The following is a 15,874-nucleotide window of genomic DNA, read 5'->3' as shown; positions in this document are numbered from 1 at the left end:
TGGGTCGAAGCAGTTTGTATGCCATTTCGATGGCTAGTTGCTTATTTTGGAAGAATCACGAGGTTTTGATTTCTAGATCCTCTCCAGGGGGCTTTTGCAGGATTATCTTGTTCATATTTGCCATCGATCACGACATCAACAAAGTCAAATACTTCCAGTTTCTCTACTTCTTTATATAAATACCCTGTCCACAGCCAAATATTCTTCTCGGGATACCTAACTTTGAATGCTTTGCAGAGCTCTAGAACCGCTTCGCGGTTGGCGGGGTGAAGTGGATCACCTCCGGATAGGCTTAGCCCGTCATGCCCCTCGCAGGCGTCGAGTAGTTCTTGTTGCATTTGTGACGTAAAAGGTAAGCCCGATTTTCTATCCCACGTCGATTGGTTGTAGCAGCCGGGGCAGGCGTGGGTGCATCCGGTGACAAACAGCGTCACGCGGATGCCGGGTCCGTTGACTAGATCGTGGGTGTAGTAGCGGTCGTAGTTCATAATACGGGTGATAATTCTTGGGTATTGCTCTGTGGGCCTATTCTGGTGTCGTCTTTGTCCGTATACCCATGGCTGTATTTTGCTTGGCCAAAATGTTTTACGCGGCGCATCACTTCTTTTTGCTTGCCGGCATTAAATGGCCGAGCGTTAGGGCTGCCGAGGTAGCCACAAACGCGACGGGTGACGGAAAGTGTCGCACTGTCGTGATTGCCGCATTCTGGGCAGGTAAATCCATTAGCCGTTGCTAATGTTTCGCCCATAAAGCCGCATTTTCCGCACGCGTCAACGGGAGTATTACTGCCAAAATACGGCACTTTGGTGATGGCGTAGTCCCAGATGCGTTCCAGTGCCAGCAGATTGTGCTTCATATTGGGTAATTCGACGTAGGTAATATGCCCGCCGCTGGCGAGCTCAGCGTAGCCCGCTTCAAAATCGATTTTTTCAAATGGATTAACTTTGTGCAGTACATCTAAGTGGAATGAGTTGGTGTAATAGCCTTTATCGGTGACTTCGGCAATCTCGCCAAAGCGCTCATAGTCGAGTTTGCAAAAGCGATGGCATAGTGATTCGCTCGGCGTTGAATACAGCGAATAGCCAAAACCGGTCTCGGCTTTCCAGCGTTTGGCTGTTTCACTCATGGTTTGCACAATTTGATGCAAGAAGGCTTGTGCCGTTGGGTTATGAGCAGGGTGGTTGCCAAACAGTAATACGCCAACTTCATGCAGACCAATATAACCCAATGAAATTGAGGCGCGCCCATCTTTGAAAATATCAATGATGTCGTCGTTAGGTTGCAGGCGAATGCCGAAGGCGCCTTCGGTATATAAGATTGGCGCTACATTGGCTTTCACACCTGTGAGACGTTCAATGCGCAAATGCAGCGCGCGAAAGCACACTTCAAGGCGCTCGTTCAGTAATTGCTCAAAGCGTGCTAGATCCCCTTTGGTTTCAATCGCGATACGCGGCAGGTTTAGGCTGACCACGCCCAGATTGTTGCGACCGTCGAGTTCTTCTTCACCCGCTGCGTTGCGCCAAGCAGGTAAAAAGCTGCGGCAGCCCATGGGTGATACCGGAACGCTAGAACCAGTGATCTGGCGATTGAGCTTAGCCGAAATAATATCGGGGTACATCCGTTTGGATGTGCATTCCAGTGCGAGCTGTTTAATGTCGTAATTAGGGTCGGTTGGCTTGAGGTTGATCCCTTCGTCGATGAAGAACACCAATTTGGGGAAGACAGGGGTGGTGCCTTCTTTGCCTAGACCTTTAATGCGTACTCGTAAAATGGATTGCTGAATAATCCGTTCTGCCCAGCTGGTGCCCATGCCGAATGAGAATGTCACGAATGGTTGTTGCCCATTTGAGCTAAACAGCGTGTTGATTTCGTACTCGCAGGCCTGAATGCCATCGTAGGCTTCTTTTTCGGTGCGCTCTTTGGCGTAGCGTTCAGCATCGGGGATCTGGTATTCGGCGGCAATCGCTAAATTTTTCTCATAGGTTTTTAATACATACGGTGCAAGGGTTTGGTCGATATTGGGAATCGTTGTGCCGCCATATTGATGGCTGGCTACTTGCGCGATAATTTGCGCGGTAACGGCGCAGGCCACGCCCACTGATTTAGGGCTTTCGATCTTGGCGTTGCCCAGCCGGAAACCGTTTTGTAGCATGCCTTTCAAATCGACCAAGCAGCAGTTGGTAAATGGCAGAAACGGTGAGTAATCTAGGTCGTGAAAATGGATATCACCGCTGTTGTGCGCTTCCAAAATATCTTTGGGCAAAAAGGTGCTGGCAAATTGCTTGGAAACGATGCCAGCCATTAAGTCGCGCATCACCGGGAAAACATTGGCGTCTTTGTTTGCATTTTCAGTGGTGGCTTCCTTGTCAGTTTTATTCACTAGCCCCATCAGTTTGGCATGCAGCTCCGAGCCCTGTGCCCGAATACGATCGCGATCTGATCGGTACTGTATATATATACGTGCAACTTCCGGGTATTGCTCCATCAGCGCATCTTCAACGAGCTGCTGAATGGTAGGGATATCGAGTTGAGAGGGGGTTTTACTAAATAAATCAGCTTCAGTTAGCTTGCGGCATTCATCTTCCACGTAGGCGGTAATCTCTTCGGCCAACAGCTCCGGCTCTGGGTAGCGTGCTGCAGTTGCTGCACGGCGGCAGGCTTCAAAGATTTTGGCGCCGTCGTAAGCGGCTTTGGCACCATCGCGTTTGATGACTTTCAGCATGAGCTTGGCTTCCCCTGTAAACGGTGTGTATCGGCGCTAAATCGATGGCCGAACATTGATGCAAACATGCATGAATAAGCTGTCGCGCAGTTGAGTTGCGCGAAAAAGCGGGCGAGCCCATTCGCTCGCCCCAAGTGGCTCATTCAGCGGTATAACGCCCAAAATCGAGACAAACTCGGTTCTGCGCCGTAGTGGCTAAGTGCTGTTGCTGCAAGATTGGGGCGCTATTTCAAGCATGCAGTACGCAGCACTGGCGTTAATGCGTAAACACAATATATGGTGTTTTATATGCTTGGTGTGCGCTAAATATGTGGTTTTTGACCAGAATCAAATTCTGACTGACCGTTCCGAAAGCTGACATGATGTCGGCATTGATTCGTGTGTGAAGGGTCAAGTGTTTGGCCCTTTGTGCGGGTGACAAATGCAATGCTGAGTTTTGCGACTACTGGCGACAATGATATTCTTCGGCCTGTCTCGGGCAATCGTGGAATACGCTATGTTGCGGATTTGGAGTGTTTTTTTCGCTGTATTTGTCCTCATGGTCTGGCATTCTGTATGGGCGAGTGACAGTACTAACCGCGAGATCAACGGTGGTTTTACGCTGGAGCCCAATTCGGTACGTAAAAAAGCGGATGCGGTGTTGGCCTTAATGTCCTATTCCGTGATTCTGGATTTGGCCAGCAGCAGCCTCAATATGCAGAGTTCGAAAAGCGATGGTGAAAAATTGGTGATGAGCCAGTTGGGCGGCGGTGCAACGCTGAGCGATTCAGTTCCGCTTTATCTGGAGGGGGCGATTGCCTATAGCCGTTATGACCCGATGTTTGTGGCAAGCAATGGCGAACAATCGCGCTCCATTCCGATGAAATGGACAACGCTGTCGGCGATGGGCGGAGTGGGTTGGGATTTTCCATTGCGCGAAAATTTGGTTTTACGGCCGATTGTGAATTTCTCGCTCGGTACGGTGCAAAGCGATTTAAAAATTGCCAATTGGTTTTTAAATCAAAAATTTGATACGGAGTTCAATTTTTCCAATGGCGGCAGCATGAACGCCTTGGGTTATGGTGGGGCATTCATGCTGGATTACGAATTAGTGCAGCCCGAACATGAAATTGATATTGAGCTTCGTTATTCCGCCATGCATTTGGAAGGTTTTGCCAATGGCGGCAGTATAGATAGTCATGCCAATTCACAGACGGCCAATCTCTATACGCGCTACCGCGCTCCAACTGGTATTAATCTGTTTGCGCGACCTTTACGTTATGTGCTTGAGGCATCCCATTCTCGCTATTACGGCGATCAAGCTGGGCAGTTGGGTTTTGATTATTTATCAACCATCGGGACGGGCTTGGAAGTGGATTCCAGTGATTTGATTCCGCTGGTGACTCGGACGCGGTTTGTTGTACGGTATATGTTTGGGCCGGGGGTGGAAGGCGCCGGTCTGAGTATTGCTTGTAGTTTCTAGCGGGTATTGCCCTGTAGGGATCACGGGGCGATCCATTCAAGGCAATACCTTGCCGAGTATTACAGCATGTAGCGGGCCAGATCTTCATTGGCGGCAAGTCCGCCTAGTTTTTCCCGTACAAAGCTGGCATCGATATCAACGGTGCCACGTTTGGCTTCAAAAGACACATCTTCCAGCAGACGCTCCATGATGGTGTAGAGGCGGCGCGCGCCGATGTTTTCGGTGCTTTCATTCACCGACCAAGCCATTTGCGCCATCGCTTCAATGCCGTCATGAGTGAAGTTGACGGTAATCTCTTCGGTTGCCAATAGTGCCTGATACTGCTTTGCCAAGCAGGCATCGGTGCCGGTGAGAATAGTGGCGAAATCTTCCACGGTTAACGAGTTGAGCTCCACGCGAATTGGAAAGCGGCCTTGTAGCTCGGGGATCAAATCTGATGGTTTGGCCAGATGGAAGGCGCCGCTGGCAATAAATAGAATATGGTCGGTTTTGACCATGCCGTACTTAGTCGTTACCGTCGTGCCTTCGACTAATGGCAACAAATCGCGCTGCACGCCTTGGCGTGATACCTCACCACCACTGCCTTCCGAGCGTGTCGTCACTTTGTCGATTTCATCGATAAACACAATCCCGTTCTGCTCCACCGCTTTGAGCGCTTCAGCTTTAGCATCATCTTCGTTAACGAGTTTGGCGGCTTCTTCCTCGATTAAATGTTTCAGCGCATCGGTAACCTTCATTTTCTGGGTTTTGGTTTTTCCACCCATGGCGCCTTTAAACATTTGTTGCAATTGATTGGAAAAATCTTCCATTCCCGGTGGGCTGAATACTTCCATCGTCGGGGTGGCTGCAGCGACTTCGATATCGATTTCCTTGTCGTCAAATTTACCTTCGCGCAACATTTTGCGGAATTTTTGGCGGGTATCAGACATTGGGTCTTCACCATTGACGCTGCCATAGTTATTGTTGGTTGCAGGGGGGGGAGCAACACATCCAGAATACGGTTTTCGGCAGCGTCTTCGGCGCGTACACGATTGCGACTGATGGCCAGATCACGTACTTGCTTGATGGCGATTTCCATTAAATCGCGGATGATGCTGTCAACGTCTTTGCCGACATAACCGACTTCGGTAAATTTGGTGGCTTCCACTTTGATAAATGGCGCATCCGCTAGTTTGGCCAATCGGCGGGCAATTTCGGTTTTGCCGACCCCGGTTGGGCCGATCATCAGAATATTTTTGGGGGTGATTTCATGACGCAAGGGCTCGGCCACTTGCTGGCGGCGCCAGCGGTTACGCAGTGCAATCGCGACGGCTTTTTTGGCCGCGGCTTGTCCGACAATATGTTTGTCGAGTTCGTGAACAATTTCCTGTGGGGTCATTTGCGTCATGATTCATTCCTTTGATGCGGATAAGGGCTTACATCGGGGCGCTAGTGACGCATTTAAAGGTGCAAGAATGACATTTCCTTTGGGGCGCTCACTGTGCCAATTGTCTATAGTGGATTGCTAACCTTTAGATCAGGCTTGCTGTGAACGTAGATCGCTCCCCTTATCGACTTATTGCGTGGTTGCTGATACCCGGCGCGGGTTTACTTGGATTTGCGCTGTGGTTTTACTTTGCCGCCAGCAATGTGCTCATCGATGGGCGTTTAAGTGGTCAAGATCAGTTGGCGACGCTGCATATCGAGTTAGATGTATTGGGTATTTTGCTGGCGGGCTTGATCGTTATTGCTGTGGTCGCCATACCCCTGCTTATATTCTTTGTTTTGCAGAAAATGCAGCAACAGCAAGCCATTGCAATTCTGCCGGTATTGGGCCAAATGCCTGCCGATCAGGTGCGGCAACTGGATGGCCATTATGCATCCTTGCTGCTCGCCATTCAGCCGATTTTGCAGCGGCAGGTGCAAACGATTGCCGAGCTGAACAATAAAAATGAGCTCTTTGCCGATGCTTTAGATGAGATTAACGATATTGGTTTGCAGTTACGCCGTTCAGAACGGCGTTGGGGGCTTGCACTGAATGCAACTGGCGATGGTATTTGGGAGTGGGGCGCAGAGAAAAACGTCTGGTATTTCTCCCCACGCTGGAAGCAGATGCTGGGCTATCAGGAGGATGAGTTACCCAATCTGGGGCAGACCTTTTATCAGCTGATGCATCCTGATGATGTGGAAGTTGTGCACCAACAATTTACGCAATTTATCCAAATCCGCGATTCAGCCGCCGATATGCTGTTTGAGGCAGAATTTCGAATGCAGCATAAGCAAGGGCAATGGCTCACCATGTTATCGCGTGCGGTAGCCGATCGTGATCAGGAAGGCCGAATTCTGAGTGTGGTTGGGGCGCAAACCGATGTGACCGAGCAACGAAGGGCGACCGCAGAATTATCCTGTGCGAAAGAAGCGGCTGAAGAGGCGGTCAATCAATTGCGAGGCGCACAGCTGCAAATCATTGAATCCGAAAAACTGGCCGCACTGGGGGCCTTGGTGGCCGGGGTGGCGCACGAGGTTAATACGCCCTTGGGGATCGCGCTAACTGCAGCATCGACACTGAATAGTGAATCGCAACAAGTGTTGAGCCTAGTAGAAGCTGGGCATTTAAAGAAGAATGATTTGCAACAATATCTAGCCATTGCCCAAGAGGCTTCGCAGTTGATTTTGCGGCATTGTGACAATGCGGCAGCGCTGATTCGTAGTTTTAAAAATATCTCGGTGGATCAAACCTCGGAGGTGATTCGTGAGTTTGATTTGGGTCTGTATCTGGATGAAATCTTACAATCGCTGAAGCCTAGCTTGAAACATACCCCCCATCAAATCGAATTGGCTTGCCCGGCCGGTTTGTTTGTCCACACCTATCCGAGTGCATTTACGCAGATTATTAATAATCTGGTTCAAAACGCGATGTTGCATGCTTTTATGCCGGATCAGCGGGGCTTGATAGTGATTCAGGTAACCCAGCAGGGCACTGATAGGGTGGAAGTTCGTTTTATGGATAACGGCGTGGGAATTGCGCCAAGTGTACGAGCAAAAGTATTTGAGCCGTTCTACACTACAAAGCGGGGGCAGGGCGGTAGCGGTCTAGGAATGAGTATTGTGCATAATCTGGTCGTTGCCCAACTCAAAGGCATGATAAGCATTGAAGAAACGCCCGGCGGCGGTGCAAGTTTTGTGATTGTTTTTCCCCGTGTCTTATAGGGAGACGTAATAAAAATGAATATGCTCGACGATGACAACTGGCTTGAAGACGATACGCAAGACGATGCGGTCAGCAAGATCGAGCCGTGGAATGTCCTGGTAGTTGATGATGAGCCCGATATTCATCATGTTACCAAGCTAGCCTTATCCAATATTGATTTTTTGAAGCGCCCGCTCAATATCTTGTCGTGCTATTCAGGGCGAGAGGCGCTCGATTTGCTGGCCGCGCGGGATGATATTGCGCTGGTCTTGCTCGATGTGGTCATGGAAACCGAAGATGCAGGTCTGATCGTCGCTCGTGAAATTCGGGAAACCTTAAATAATCACCATATTCGTATTATTTTGCGTACCGGCCAGCCCGGTGTGGCACCCGAACGGCATGTAATTGAAAACTACGATATCAACGATTACAAAGCCAAAACTGAACTGACGCGCGATAAATTGTACACATCAGTGCTGGGTACTTTGCGCTCTTACAACGACATTATGCTGATTGAGCATCAACGCCGTCAGTTGGATGCCAACCGACGCGGTTTGATGAAAGTGGTTGATGCCACTACCAGTATTTTTCGGCAGCAATCAATTCAGCAGTTTGCTCAGGGCGTGCTTGAGCAACTGCAGTCATTGCTGTTCTTTGAGCAAGACGCTTTGTATTTGGTGGTTAATGGGGGTATGGCGGCATTAACCCATGATAATGATCTTATGGTGATGTATGCCACAGGGGGGTATCAGAAGTATTGTGGCCGCCCACTTGGGCAAACCGAGCTAAGCCGTCTGCAGCCTTCGATTGATTTGGCCATTTCCCAGCAGCACAGCGTTTTTGCTAGCGATCACTTTGTTGGGTTTTTCTTATCGCCGCATGGCCCGATCAATTTATTGATTATTGATGGGCCAGTGGAGCTGTCGCATCCAGATGCCAACCTGATCGATTTATTCTGCAAAAATGTCTCGATTGCCTATGAAAACCTGATGCTGAACAAGGAAATTGAGGATACGCAACGCAGTATCATTTATCAGCTGTCGGAGGTGATCGAAAATCGCTCCAAGGATACCGGCAAGCACATTCATCGGATGGCCGAGTTTTCCTATGTGATGGCGCTTGAATTGGGCTTGAGTGAGGAAGAGGCGCAAATTATTCGCGCTGCGAGCCCTTTGCACGATATTGGTAAAGTGGGGATTCCCGATAAAGTGCTCAATAAACCCGGCCCTCTCGATAGTGCAGAGCGTGCCGTGATGGATACTCATGCGCAGCTTGGGTATGACATGTTGCGTGAGTCCAAGCCCCGTATTTTGAAAATGGCATCAATTATTGCTTACCAGCATCACGAAAAATGGGATGGCAGTGGTTACCCACGCCAGCTCAAAGGCGATGAAATTCATATTTCTGGGCGAATTATTGCGTTGGCGGATGTATACGATGCACTTACGCACGCGCGCTGTTACAAAGACCCGTGGCCACGCGATCAAGTTTTGGAGACCATTCGTGCGGGCTCCGGTCAGCATTTTGACCCTACTGTTGTTGAGGCATTTTTCCGCTGCTTGCCAAGAATTGAGGAAATTCGGCAGACATTAACTGATCATTAAGCCGTTTCGTCTGCTGTTTAGGGGTAAAATGGGTGAATTACTGCCGTAATTCGCCCATTTTCTATTTGGCTAAACGATATGACTAAAGACTACCTTGAACGTACGCTTTCTGCCCGTGTGTATGACGTGGCGATTGAATCTCCGCTGGAGTTCGCGCCGAATTTATCACGCCGAATTGGTAATCATGTTTACTTCAAGCGTGAAGACATGCAGCCGGTGTTTTCGTTCAAGATTCGTGGCGCTTATAACAAAATGGTGCAATTGAGCCGAGCTACGCTGGATCGTGGAGTGGTGGCCGCTTCGGCTGGTAATCATGCGCAAGGCGTGGCCTTGGCCGCACAACACTTGCAATGCCGTGCCACCATCGTGATGCCAGCAACAGCTCCGCGCATCAAAGTAGATGCAGTATCTCGTCGCGGCGCAGAAGTGGTGCTGGTTGGCGAGTCATACTCCGACTGCTATGAGCATGCTACTAAGCTAGCGGCAGAAACCGGTGCAACCTTTGTGCATCCCTATGACGACCCCGATGTGATTGCTGGGCAAGGTACGGTGGCGATGGAAATTTTACGTCAACACCCCGATCCATTACACGCGGTATTTATTCCCGTCGGCGGCGGTGGTTTGCTGGCAGGGATGGCTGCGTATATCAAGCGCCTGCGCCCCGATGTCAAAGTAATTGGCGTTGAGCCGACCGATGCCAATGCGATGTATTTGTCTCTGAAATTAGGTGAGCGTATTACGCTGCCTCAGGTGGGTATTTTTGCCGATGGCGTGGCGGTTAAGCAGGTGGGCGAAGAGACTTTCCGCTTGTCACAAGAGTTTGTCGACGATGTGATCTTGGTCGATACCGATGCCATGTGCGCGGCAATTAAAGATGTGTTTGAAGATAATCGCTCAATTTTGGAGCCGGCTGGAGCCTTGGCGATTGCTGGCATGAAAGCATGGGCTGCCCGCGAGGGAGTGCAGGGACAAACACTGATCGCGATTGCCTCGGGTGCCAATATGAATTTTGACCGCTTGCGCTATGTGGCCGAGCAGGCCGAAATGGGTGAGCAGCGCGAAGCGATTATGGCCGTGACCGTGCCAGAGCAGCCGGGTAGTTTCCGCAAGTTTTGTAGTTTGATCGGCGCGCGCAATGTTACCGAATTTAACTATCGCTATGGCTCAGATACTCAAGCGCACGTGTTTGTGGGGCTTTCGATTCAGCAGCGTAGTGAAGTGGTGGAATTAATCGAAAAACTCGCCGCTGAAGGCTTGCCTGCGCTCGACTTAACCGATAACGAAATGGCTAAGTTGCATATTCGTCATTTGGTGGGTGGCCAAGCGCCACAGGCCTTGCACGAACGAGTGATCCGCTTTGAGTTTCCAGAGCGACCAGGTGCATTGCTCAATTTCCTTGATGGCATGAGTGACAACTGGAATATTTCCTTATTTCATTACCGTAATCACGGTGCTGATTACGGACGGGTGCTCGTGGGTATTCAGGTGCCACCGGCAGATGATACACAATTTCAGGATTTTCTATCCCGACTGGGTTATCCATACTGGATTGAAACTGAAAATCAGGCTTATCAGCTCTTTTTGGGATCAAATTGAGACACTCTGGGCGAGCAGGCTGACCTTAGGCTGAATTGAGCGCTAAAGTATGACGCTAACATCGTGCGGCAGCCTCTTTCTGACTAGGAGTGAACATTGCATTTGATTTTGGCTTTTCTGCGGCGCTATTTTGTATTTTTTGGCGTCATGCTGGTCGGCGCTATTGTGATCGCTGCATGTGCACTATTGGTCCAGAAGCAGATGCGCAGCGCATCACTCGAGCGTCTGAAAGTGATTGCAACTGGCCAGGCCGGTCAGTTGGAAGATCGGCTGGTTCAGCAACAGGAAGTATTACTGGGCTTACAAGCAGCGCTCACCCTCAACCCCAATCTGGATCGCCTGCAGTTTTATAATCTGTTGCTACAAAGCAATGTCATGTACCGCCAGCCCAGTTTGCTGGCGGTTGGCTTAGCCAGACCGGTCGCATTGCAGGATATTCCCGACCATATTGCCAGAGTTCGTGCCGATCGGCGTGTGGCACCTTTGGCCTATCAAAAATACCAGCCAGCGCCATTGACCGAGCGTAAGCCGCTGCTGCTGGAGCATTTATATCCAATTAATCGCCTGACCGAACAATTAATCGGCAGCAATCTTGCCGAAGCTGCATCGCTCAAAGAAGGCTTGGAAATCGCTCGTGATAGTGGGCGTATGCTGGCCAGCCCAGCGTTTCATCTTAATGGGCATGATGAAAGTATATTCTGCCTTTATGCACCGATTTATGACGCCAATTTACCGATCGAGCCCACTGTAGCTGAGCGCCGCGCCCATCATGCGGGCACCGTATTGGCCTATATTCGGCTGGATGAATTTGTACGCCCGATGAGCAAAATGACCGCGGGCTATAGTGTGAGCTGGCGCTTATTTGATCAGGGTTATGCGCTGCAAACCTGGCGCCAAGAACACCGTGCTAGCGAGGTCATGGAAAGTGATCTGGATGAGTTAACCCCAATCAAGCAGACCATTGCTGCTTTAGTGCATTTACCTGGTCGGCAGTGGCGGATTGAGTTTCACGCGCACGAGGAGATTATTTCCGAGCATGATGATGAATGGATCATGCTGGCCATGGGTTTTGCTATGCTGTGCGTCTTGTTGGTTGCCGCCATGATGCAGTTTTTGTATCTGTCACGGCAGTGGTCATTGCAAATGCTGCTTAAAGCGCGTGGCGATGAAAGCAATCGTCATCAACAAGCACAATTGCTGGCTCAAGTGGTACAGGAGAGTCACGATGGGCTGGTGCTGCGCCAGCCGGATGGCAAAATTATCTACGCCAATGACACTGCTCACGAGCTATTTTCTGCCTCCAGCAATAATTTACTGGGGCGCTATGATGTGTTGCTAAGCCAATCCGAGCTGGGTGATCTGGCGCACCCCTTGAGTTTTAGTACCACCTTCCCGCGTCATTCCCCGCACGCCAAACATTTGGACGTGATGCTGCAACCGCTGCGGAATGAATTACTACAGCCCATTGCGATGGCCATGATCGTGCGCGATGTGTCGCTGAACTACGCGGAAACTCAGGAGCTGAAGGACTCGCATCATCGTTTACAGGAAATGGTTGATTTATCCAGTGATTGGTTCTGGGAGCAGGATGCCGATTCCCGCTTTACCATGGTAACTGGCGGCTTCTTCTCGCGTTTTGATGTGACCCCTGCTTATTTCTTGGGTAAACATCGCTGGGATTTAGGCTCTGGCGGCTTAAGCCAAGAGCAATGGGATGAGCATCGTGCTATTTTGGCCGCTCGGCAGGCCTATCGCGATTTTGAATACACCTCGGTATTGGGGCGCGACACCATTATTGTTAGTGTTTCAGGCTTTCCGTTCTACGATGATGACGACAATTTCCTCGGTTATCGTGGCACGGGTCGTGACGTAACCGGTATCCGTATGGCACAGAAAGCGCTAATTTCTGAGCAGCAACGTGCTCAAGCAACGCTGGAATCGATTGCAGATGGGGTCATTACCACTGATATTTTTGGCCGGGTTGATTACCTCAACCCAGTGGCGTCTTCGCTGGTGGGCTGGGAGTTAAGCTCTGCTCGCGGCCAGATGCTGTCGGCGATTTATCAGTCAGTTGATCGACAAACCCGTTTGCCATTGCCGGATTTGGTGGCCGAGGTATTGAGTGATGGCGGCGAATATCACGGCGCCCGGCGCAGTGTGTTGCTGAATAAATTTGGTTTGAATTTCCAAGTGGAAGAATGCGCTGCGCGTATTCGGGATGAGCACTCACGTACCATCGGGGCGGTACTGGTATTCCGTGATATTAGCAACTGGCGGGAAATTGAAGATAGAGCTGAGTTGGATGTTTGATAGGGTATATTCAGAAAAATCTCTATTATTAAGAGCTTGCAGAATATACCCTAGTTATTTGGGCTTAGTCGGCTAGGCCTTCAAACAATTTAGTTGATAAGTAGCGCTCACCAAATGATGGAATGATCACCGCAATCAATTTGCCGGCATTTTCAGGGCGTTTGGCGACTTCAATCGCGGCCCATGTGGCGGCACCAGCAGAAATTCCTGACAAAATCCCTTCTTGGGTTGCCAATGCACGGGCGGTGCTGAATGCATCGTCATTGCTGACCCGAATTACTTCATCGTAAATACTGGTATTGAGCACGCCCGGTACAAAGCCTGCGCCAATTCCTTGAATCGGGTGCGGGCCTTTGGGGCCGCCGCTTAATACGGGGCTGGCATCCGGCTCAACTGCGATTGCTTGGAAGGATGGTTTTTTCGCTTTGATCACTTCGGCAATGCCGGTAATCGTGCCGCCGGTGCCGACACCTGCGACCAAAATATCGATCTGGCCATCGGTGTCTTCCCACAATTCAACCGCGGTGGTGTTGCGGTGAATTTCCGGATTGGCTGGATTTTCGAATTGTTGCGGCAGGAAATAATTAGCATTTTCTTCGACTAGCGCTTTGGCTTTGGCAATTGCGCCGCCCATGCCATCTGGGCCGGGAGTCAAGATTAGCTCGGCGCCGTAGCCACGCAATAAGGCGCGACGCTCTTTTGACATGGTTTCTGGCATCGTCAATACCAGCTTGTAGCCGCGCGCCGCGCAAACCATCGCCAAACCAATGCCAGTATTACCCGAGGTTGGCTCAACGATCACCGTGTCTGGGCCGATTTTACCGGCCGCTTCAGCGGCATCAATCATGCTCACCGCGATGCGGTCTTTCACCGAATGCGATGGATTCATGTATTCCAGTTTGGCCACAATCGTTGCGCCACCATCATTGATACGGTTTAAACGCACGAGCGGGGTGTGGCCGATCAGTTCGGTGACATTATTTGCGATTTTCATACGTCCATCCTTAGCTTGAATTGAGGGATAATCAGGGAATTGTAGTCTTACTTGCCGCACCGATAGAAGTAACTCTTGCTTTTAAGGAAAGAAGAGACAGCTCTATGGCGCGGGCCTGCTTCGATCTAAGTGGAAGTCAGGTTGGTCAATCATTGCGCTGGGGTTATGCAGCGCCTATCGCTTTGCGGATGGCGGCTAGATTAAGGAAGAAGTATGCAAATTTATCGCGTGGGTGGCGCAGTGCGCGACCGTTTGCTGGGCTTGCCGGTCAAAGATATCGATTGGGTCGTGGTCGGCGCTACGCCGGAGCAAATGCTCTCGCTCGGCTATCAGCCGGTGGGCAAAGATTTTCCGGTCTTTTTGCATCCAGATACTCATCAGGAGTATGCGCTGGCGCGTACCGAGCGTAAAAGCGGTCATGGCTATACTGGCTTTGTGGTGCACGCTAGCCCTGAAGTGACGCTGGAGGAAGACCTGCTACGCCGCGATTTAACCATCAATGCGATGGCTCAGGGCGACGATGGTGCGATTATTGACCCCTACCATGGCCAAGCCGACTTAGCGGCTAAAGTACTGCGCCATGTCTCACCTGCATTTGCCGAAGACCCGGTACGGATTTTGCGCCTCGCTCGGTTTGCCGCCCGCTTTGGCTTTAGCACTGCGCCCGAGACAATGGCTTTGATGCAGCAAATGGTCGCCGATGGCGAAGTCGATCATCTGGTACCCGAGCGGGTCTGGCAAGAATTGGCCAAAGGTCTGATGGAAGACAAGCCCAGCTTGATGTTTGCCGCACTGCGCGAATCTGGCGCGCTATCGCGCATCGCACCGGAAATCGATGCTCTGTGGGGCGTGCCGCAACGCGCCGATTATCACCCTGAAGTCGATACTGGCCTGCATACGATGCTGGTGCTGGATTATGCTGCGGCGCAAGGCTGGCCGCTGGCGACGCGTTTTGCTGCGTTATGCCATGACTTGGGTAAGGCCAAAACCCCCGCCGATATATTGCCGCGCCACATTATGCATGAAGAGCGTGGAGTGCCTCTGGTTGAGGCTTTATGCCAGCGGCTTCGTGTGCCCGCCGAGTGTCGCGATCTGGCGCTGATGACCTGTCGAGATCACACATTGGTGCATACCGCTGAGCAATTGCGTGCCGAAACAGTACTCAAGCTATTTTTGCGCTGCGATGCCTTTCGCCGGCCGGAGCGATTTGGCCAAATGCTAGATGCGTGCGTCGCTGATGCGCGTGGCCGTTATCAGTTTGAAACCGTCGCTTACCCGCAAGCGGATTATTTGTTGCGCTTATTAGCGGTGGCCAATGCTGTCAATGCGGGGCAGATTGCGCAGCAATGCGAAAATAAGACCCAAATACCGCAAGCAGTAGAACAGGCGCGTATTACGGCAATCAGTATGGCGATTAAAGTAGGTGGTTGATTTTTGGTTATAGATTGATACCACTTTGCTTTGATTGTTTAAGTTGAGATGCCTTGTTGAGTGTTGATCTAACTGGCTTTGTGGCGCATCTCACTTTTTGCCGTGGGGCGGCTACCTAGATTTATGCGTGTTCTGGTATTATCTGCTCCAGATTTTGAACCTGTGTTTGACGCTTAAACATCATACGCAGTGAGGTTCTAAACCACCGAAGTAAAGTCAGCCTAAGGCTGGCTCAATGTTGCGCACATCGAGGGCTTCGGCTCTTGATTTTATGAACCGGCCTTTGGGTCGGTTTTTTTTTGCCAATGATTCAGAATATGGCTGTTTCGAAGTTGTACTTTTACACAGACTTGCTGCTAACCCGTATCCCATGGCACTAGCGGATTTGTATTTGCGCTGGCTCGCCTGTTTAGTTGATTTTTCCTGCCGTTTTCTTTTAATGCATTGAAATAATTAGGAAATTTGTTTTATTTGCGTGAAGATTACCGTGCGTTAGCTCGAAATTTAAGTCGTAAAAAGCATTCTTAGTCGCTTGGTTGTGTCTGTGTGATGTCGCTCACATAGGCGATGCTTACATTTGTTTGAT

10 protein-coding genes and 1 pseudogene are annotated in these 15,874 nt (G+C 50.4%); 6 read left to right on the top strand and 5 right to left on the bottom strand.

Annotation, left to right across the window (positions count from 1 at the left end):
* Window positions 1-41 precede the first annotated feature (41 nt).
* Window positions 42-488 carry an anaerobic ribonucleoside-triphosphate reductase activating protein gene (nrdG, locus tag HZU75_RS05275; protein WP_180308111.1) on the bottom strand — a complete coding sequence of 149 codons (447 nt, stop codon included), beginning with the start codon at window positions 486-488 and terminating at the stop codon, window positions 42-44.
* Window positions 485-2,722 (bottom strand): anaerobic ribonucleoside-triphosphate reductase, encoded by a 2,238-nt coding sequence (gene nrdD / locus HZU75_RS05270; protein ID WP_180308110.1) that lies wholly within the window; start codon window positions 2,720-2,722, stop codon window positions 485-487. The genes nrdG and nrdD overlap by 4 nt, the downstream gene beginning before the upstream one ends.
* A gap of 538 nt (window positions 2,723-3,260) precedes the next feature.
* Between nrdD and HZU75_RS05265 the strand changes: the two genes are divergently transcribed.
* Entirely contained in the window at window positions 3,261-4,184 is a 924-nt protein-coding gene (locus HZU75_RS05265) for a hypothetical protein (protein ID WP_228028203.1), read from the top strand.
* A gap of 59 nt (window positions 4,185-4,243) precedes the next feature.
* Here HZU75_RS05265 and hslU read toward each other — a convergent pair whose 3' ends face one another.
* Entirely contained in the window at window positions 4,244-5,113 is an 870-nt protein-coding gene (hslU, locus tag HZU75_RS05260; protein ID WP_308419451.1) for an ATP-dependent protease ATPase subunit HslU, read from the bottom strand.
* A 185-nt stretch (window positions 5,114-5,298) separates the two neighbouring features.
* Window positions 5,299-5,409, bottom strand: a pseudogene (locus HZU75_RS17710) (AAA family ATPase); the annotation flags it as partial.
* A gap of 302 nt (window positions 5,410-5,711) precedes the next feature.
* On the opposite strand from HZU75_RS17710, the gene HZU75_RS05255 reads away from it, so the two are divergent.
* The 4 genes from HZU75_RS05255 to HZU75_RS05240 all read left to right on the top strand — a co-directional run bounded on the left by HZU75_RS05255 (window position 5,712) and on the right by HZU75_RS05240 (window position 12,863).
* The gene (locus HZU75_RS05255; RefSeq protein ID WP_180308109.1) at window positions 5,712-7,373 is read left to right on the top strand and encodes a sensor histidine kinase; all 1,662 of its coding nucleotides are present in this window, start codon (window positions 5,712-5,714) and stop codon (window positions 7,371-7,373) included.
* A gap of 15 nt (window positions 7,374-7,388) precedes the next feature.
* Window positions 7,389-8,957, top strand: coding sequence for a response regulator (locus tag HZU75_RS05250; protein ID WP_180308108.1), 1,569 nt, complete (start codon window positions 7,389-7,391; stop codon window positions 8,955-8,957).
* Window positions 8,958-9,035: 78 nt separating this feature from the next.
* Window positions 9,036-10,553, top strand: a complete 1,518-nt coding sequence (ilvA, locus tag HZU75_RS05245) for a threonine ammonia-lyase, biosynthetic (protein WP_180308107.1) — start codon at window positions 9,036-9,038, stop codon at window positions 10,551-10,553.
* Between the two features lie 96 nt (window positions 10,554-10,649).
* Window positions 10,650-12,863 (top strand): PAS domain-containing protein, encoded by a 2,214-nt coding sequence (locus HZU75_RS05240; RefSeq protein WP_180308106.1) that lies wholly within the window; start codon window positions 10,650-10,652, stop codon window positions 12,861-12,863.
* Window positions 12,864-12,927: 64 nt separating this feature from the next.
* Here the strand turns inward: HZU75_RS05240 and cysK are convergent, their stop codons facing one another.
* Entirely contained in the window at window positions 12,928-13,857 is a 930-nt protein-coding gene (gene cysK / locus HZU75_RS05235) for a cysteine synthase A (RefSeq protein ID WP_180308105.1), read from the bottom strand.
* 213 nt (window positions 13,858-14,070) lie between these two features.
* Between cysK and HZU75_RS05230 the strand changes: the two genes are divergently transcribed.
* Window positions 14,071-15,288, top strand: coding sequence for a multifunctional CCA addition/repair protein (locus tag HZU75_RS05230; RefSeq protein WP_180308104.1), 1,218 nt, complete (start codon window positions 14,071-14,073; stop codon window positions 15,286-15,288).
* Window positions 15,289-15,874 lie beyond the last annotated feature (586 nt).

The sequence above is a fragment of the Chitinibacter fontanus genome, assembly GCF_013423785.1.
Taxonomy (GTDB): Bacteria; Pseudomonadota; Gammaproteobacteria; order Burkholderiales; family Chitinibacteraceae; genus Chitinibacter; species Chitinibacter fontanus.
Note: the sequence above shows the minus strand (reverse complement) of the source record. Positions and strands in the feature narration are given on the sequence as shown.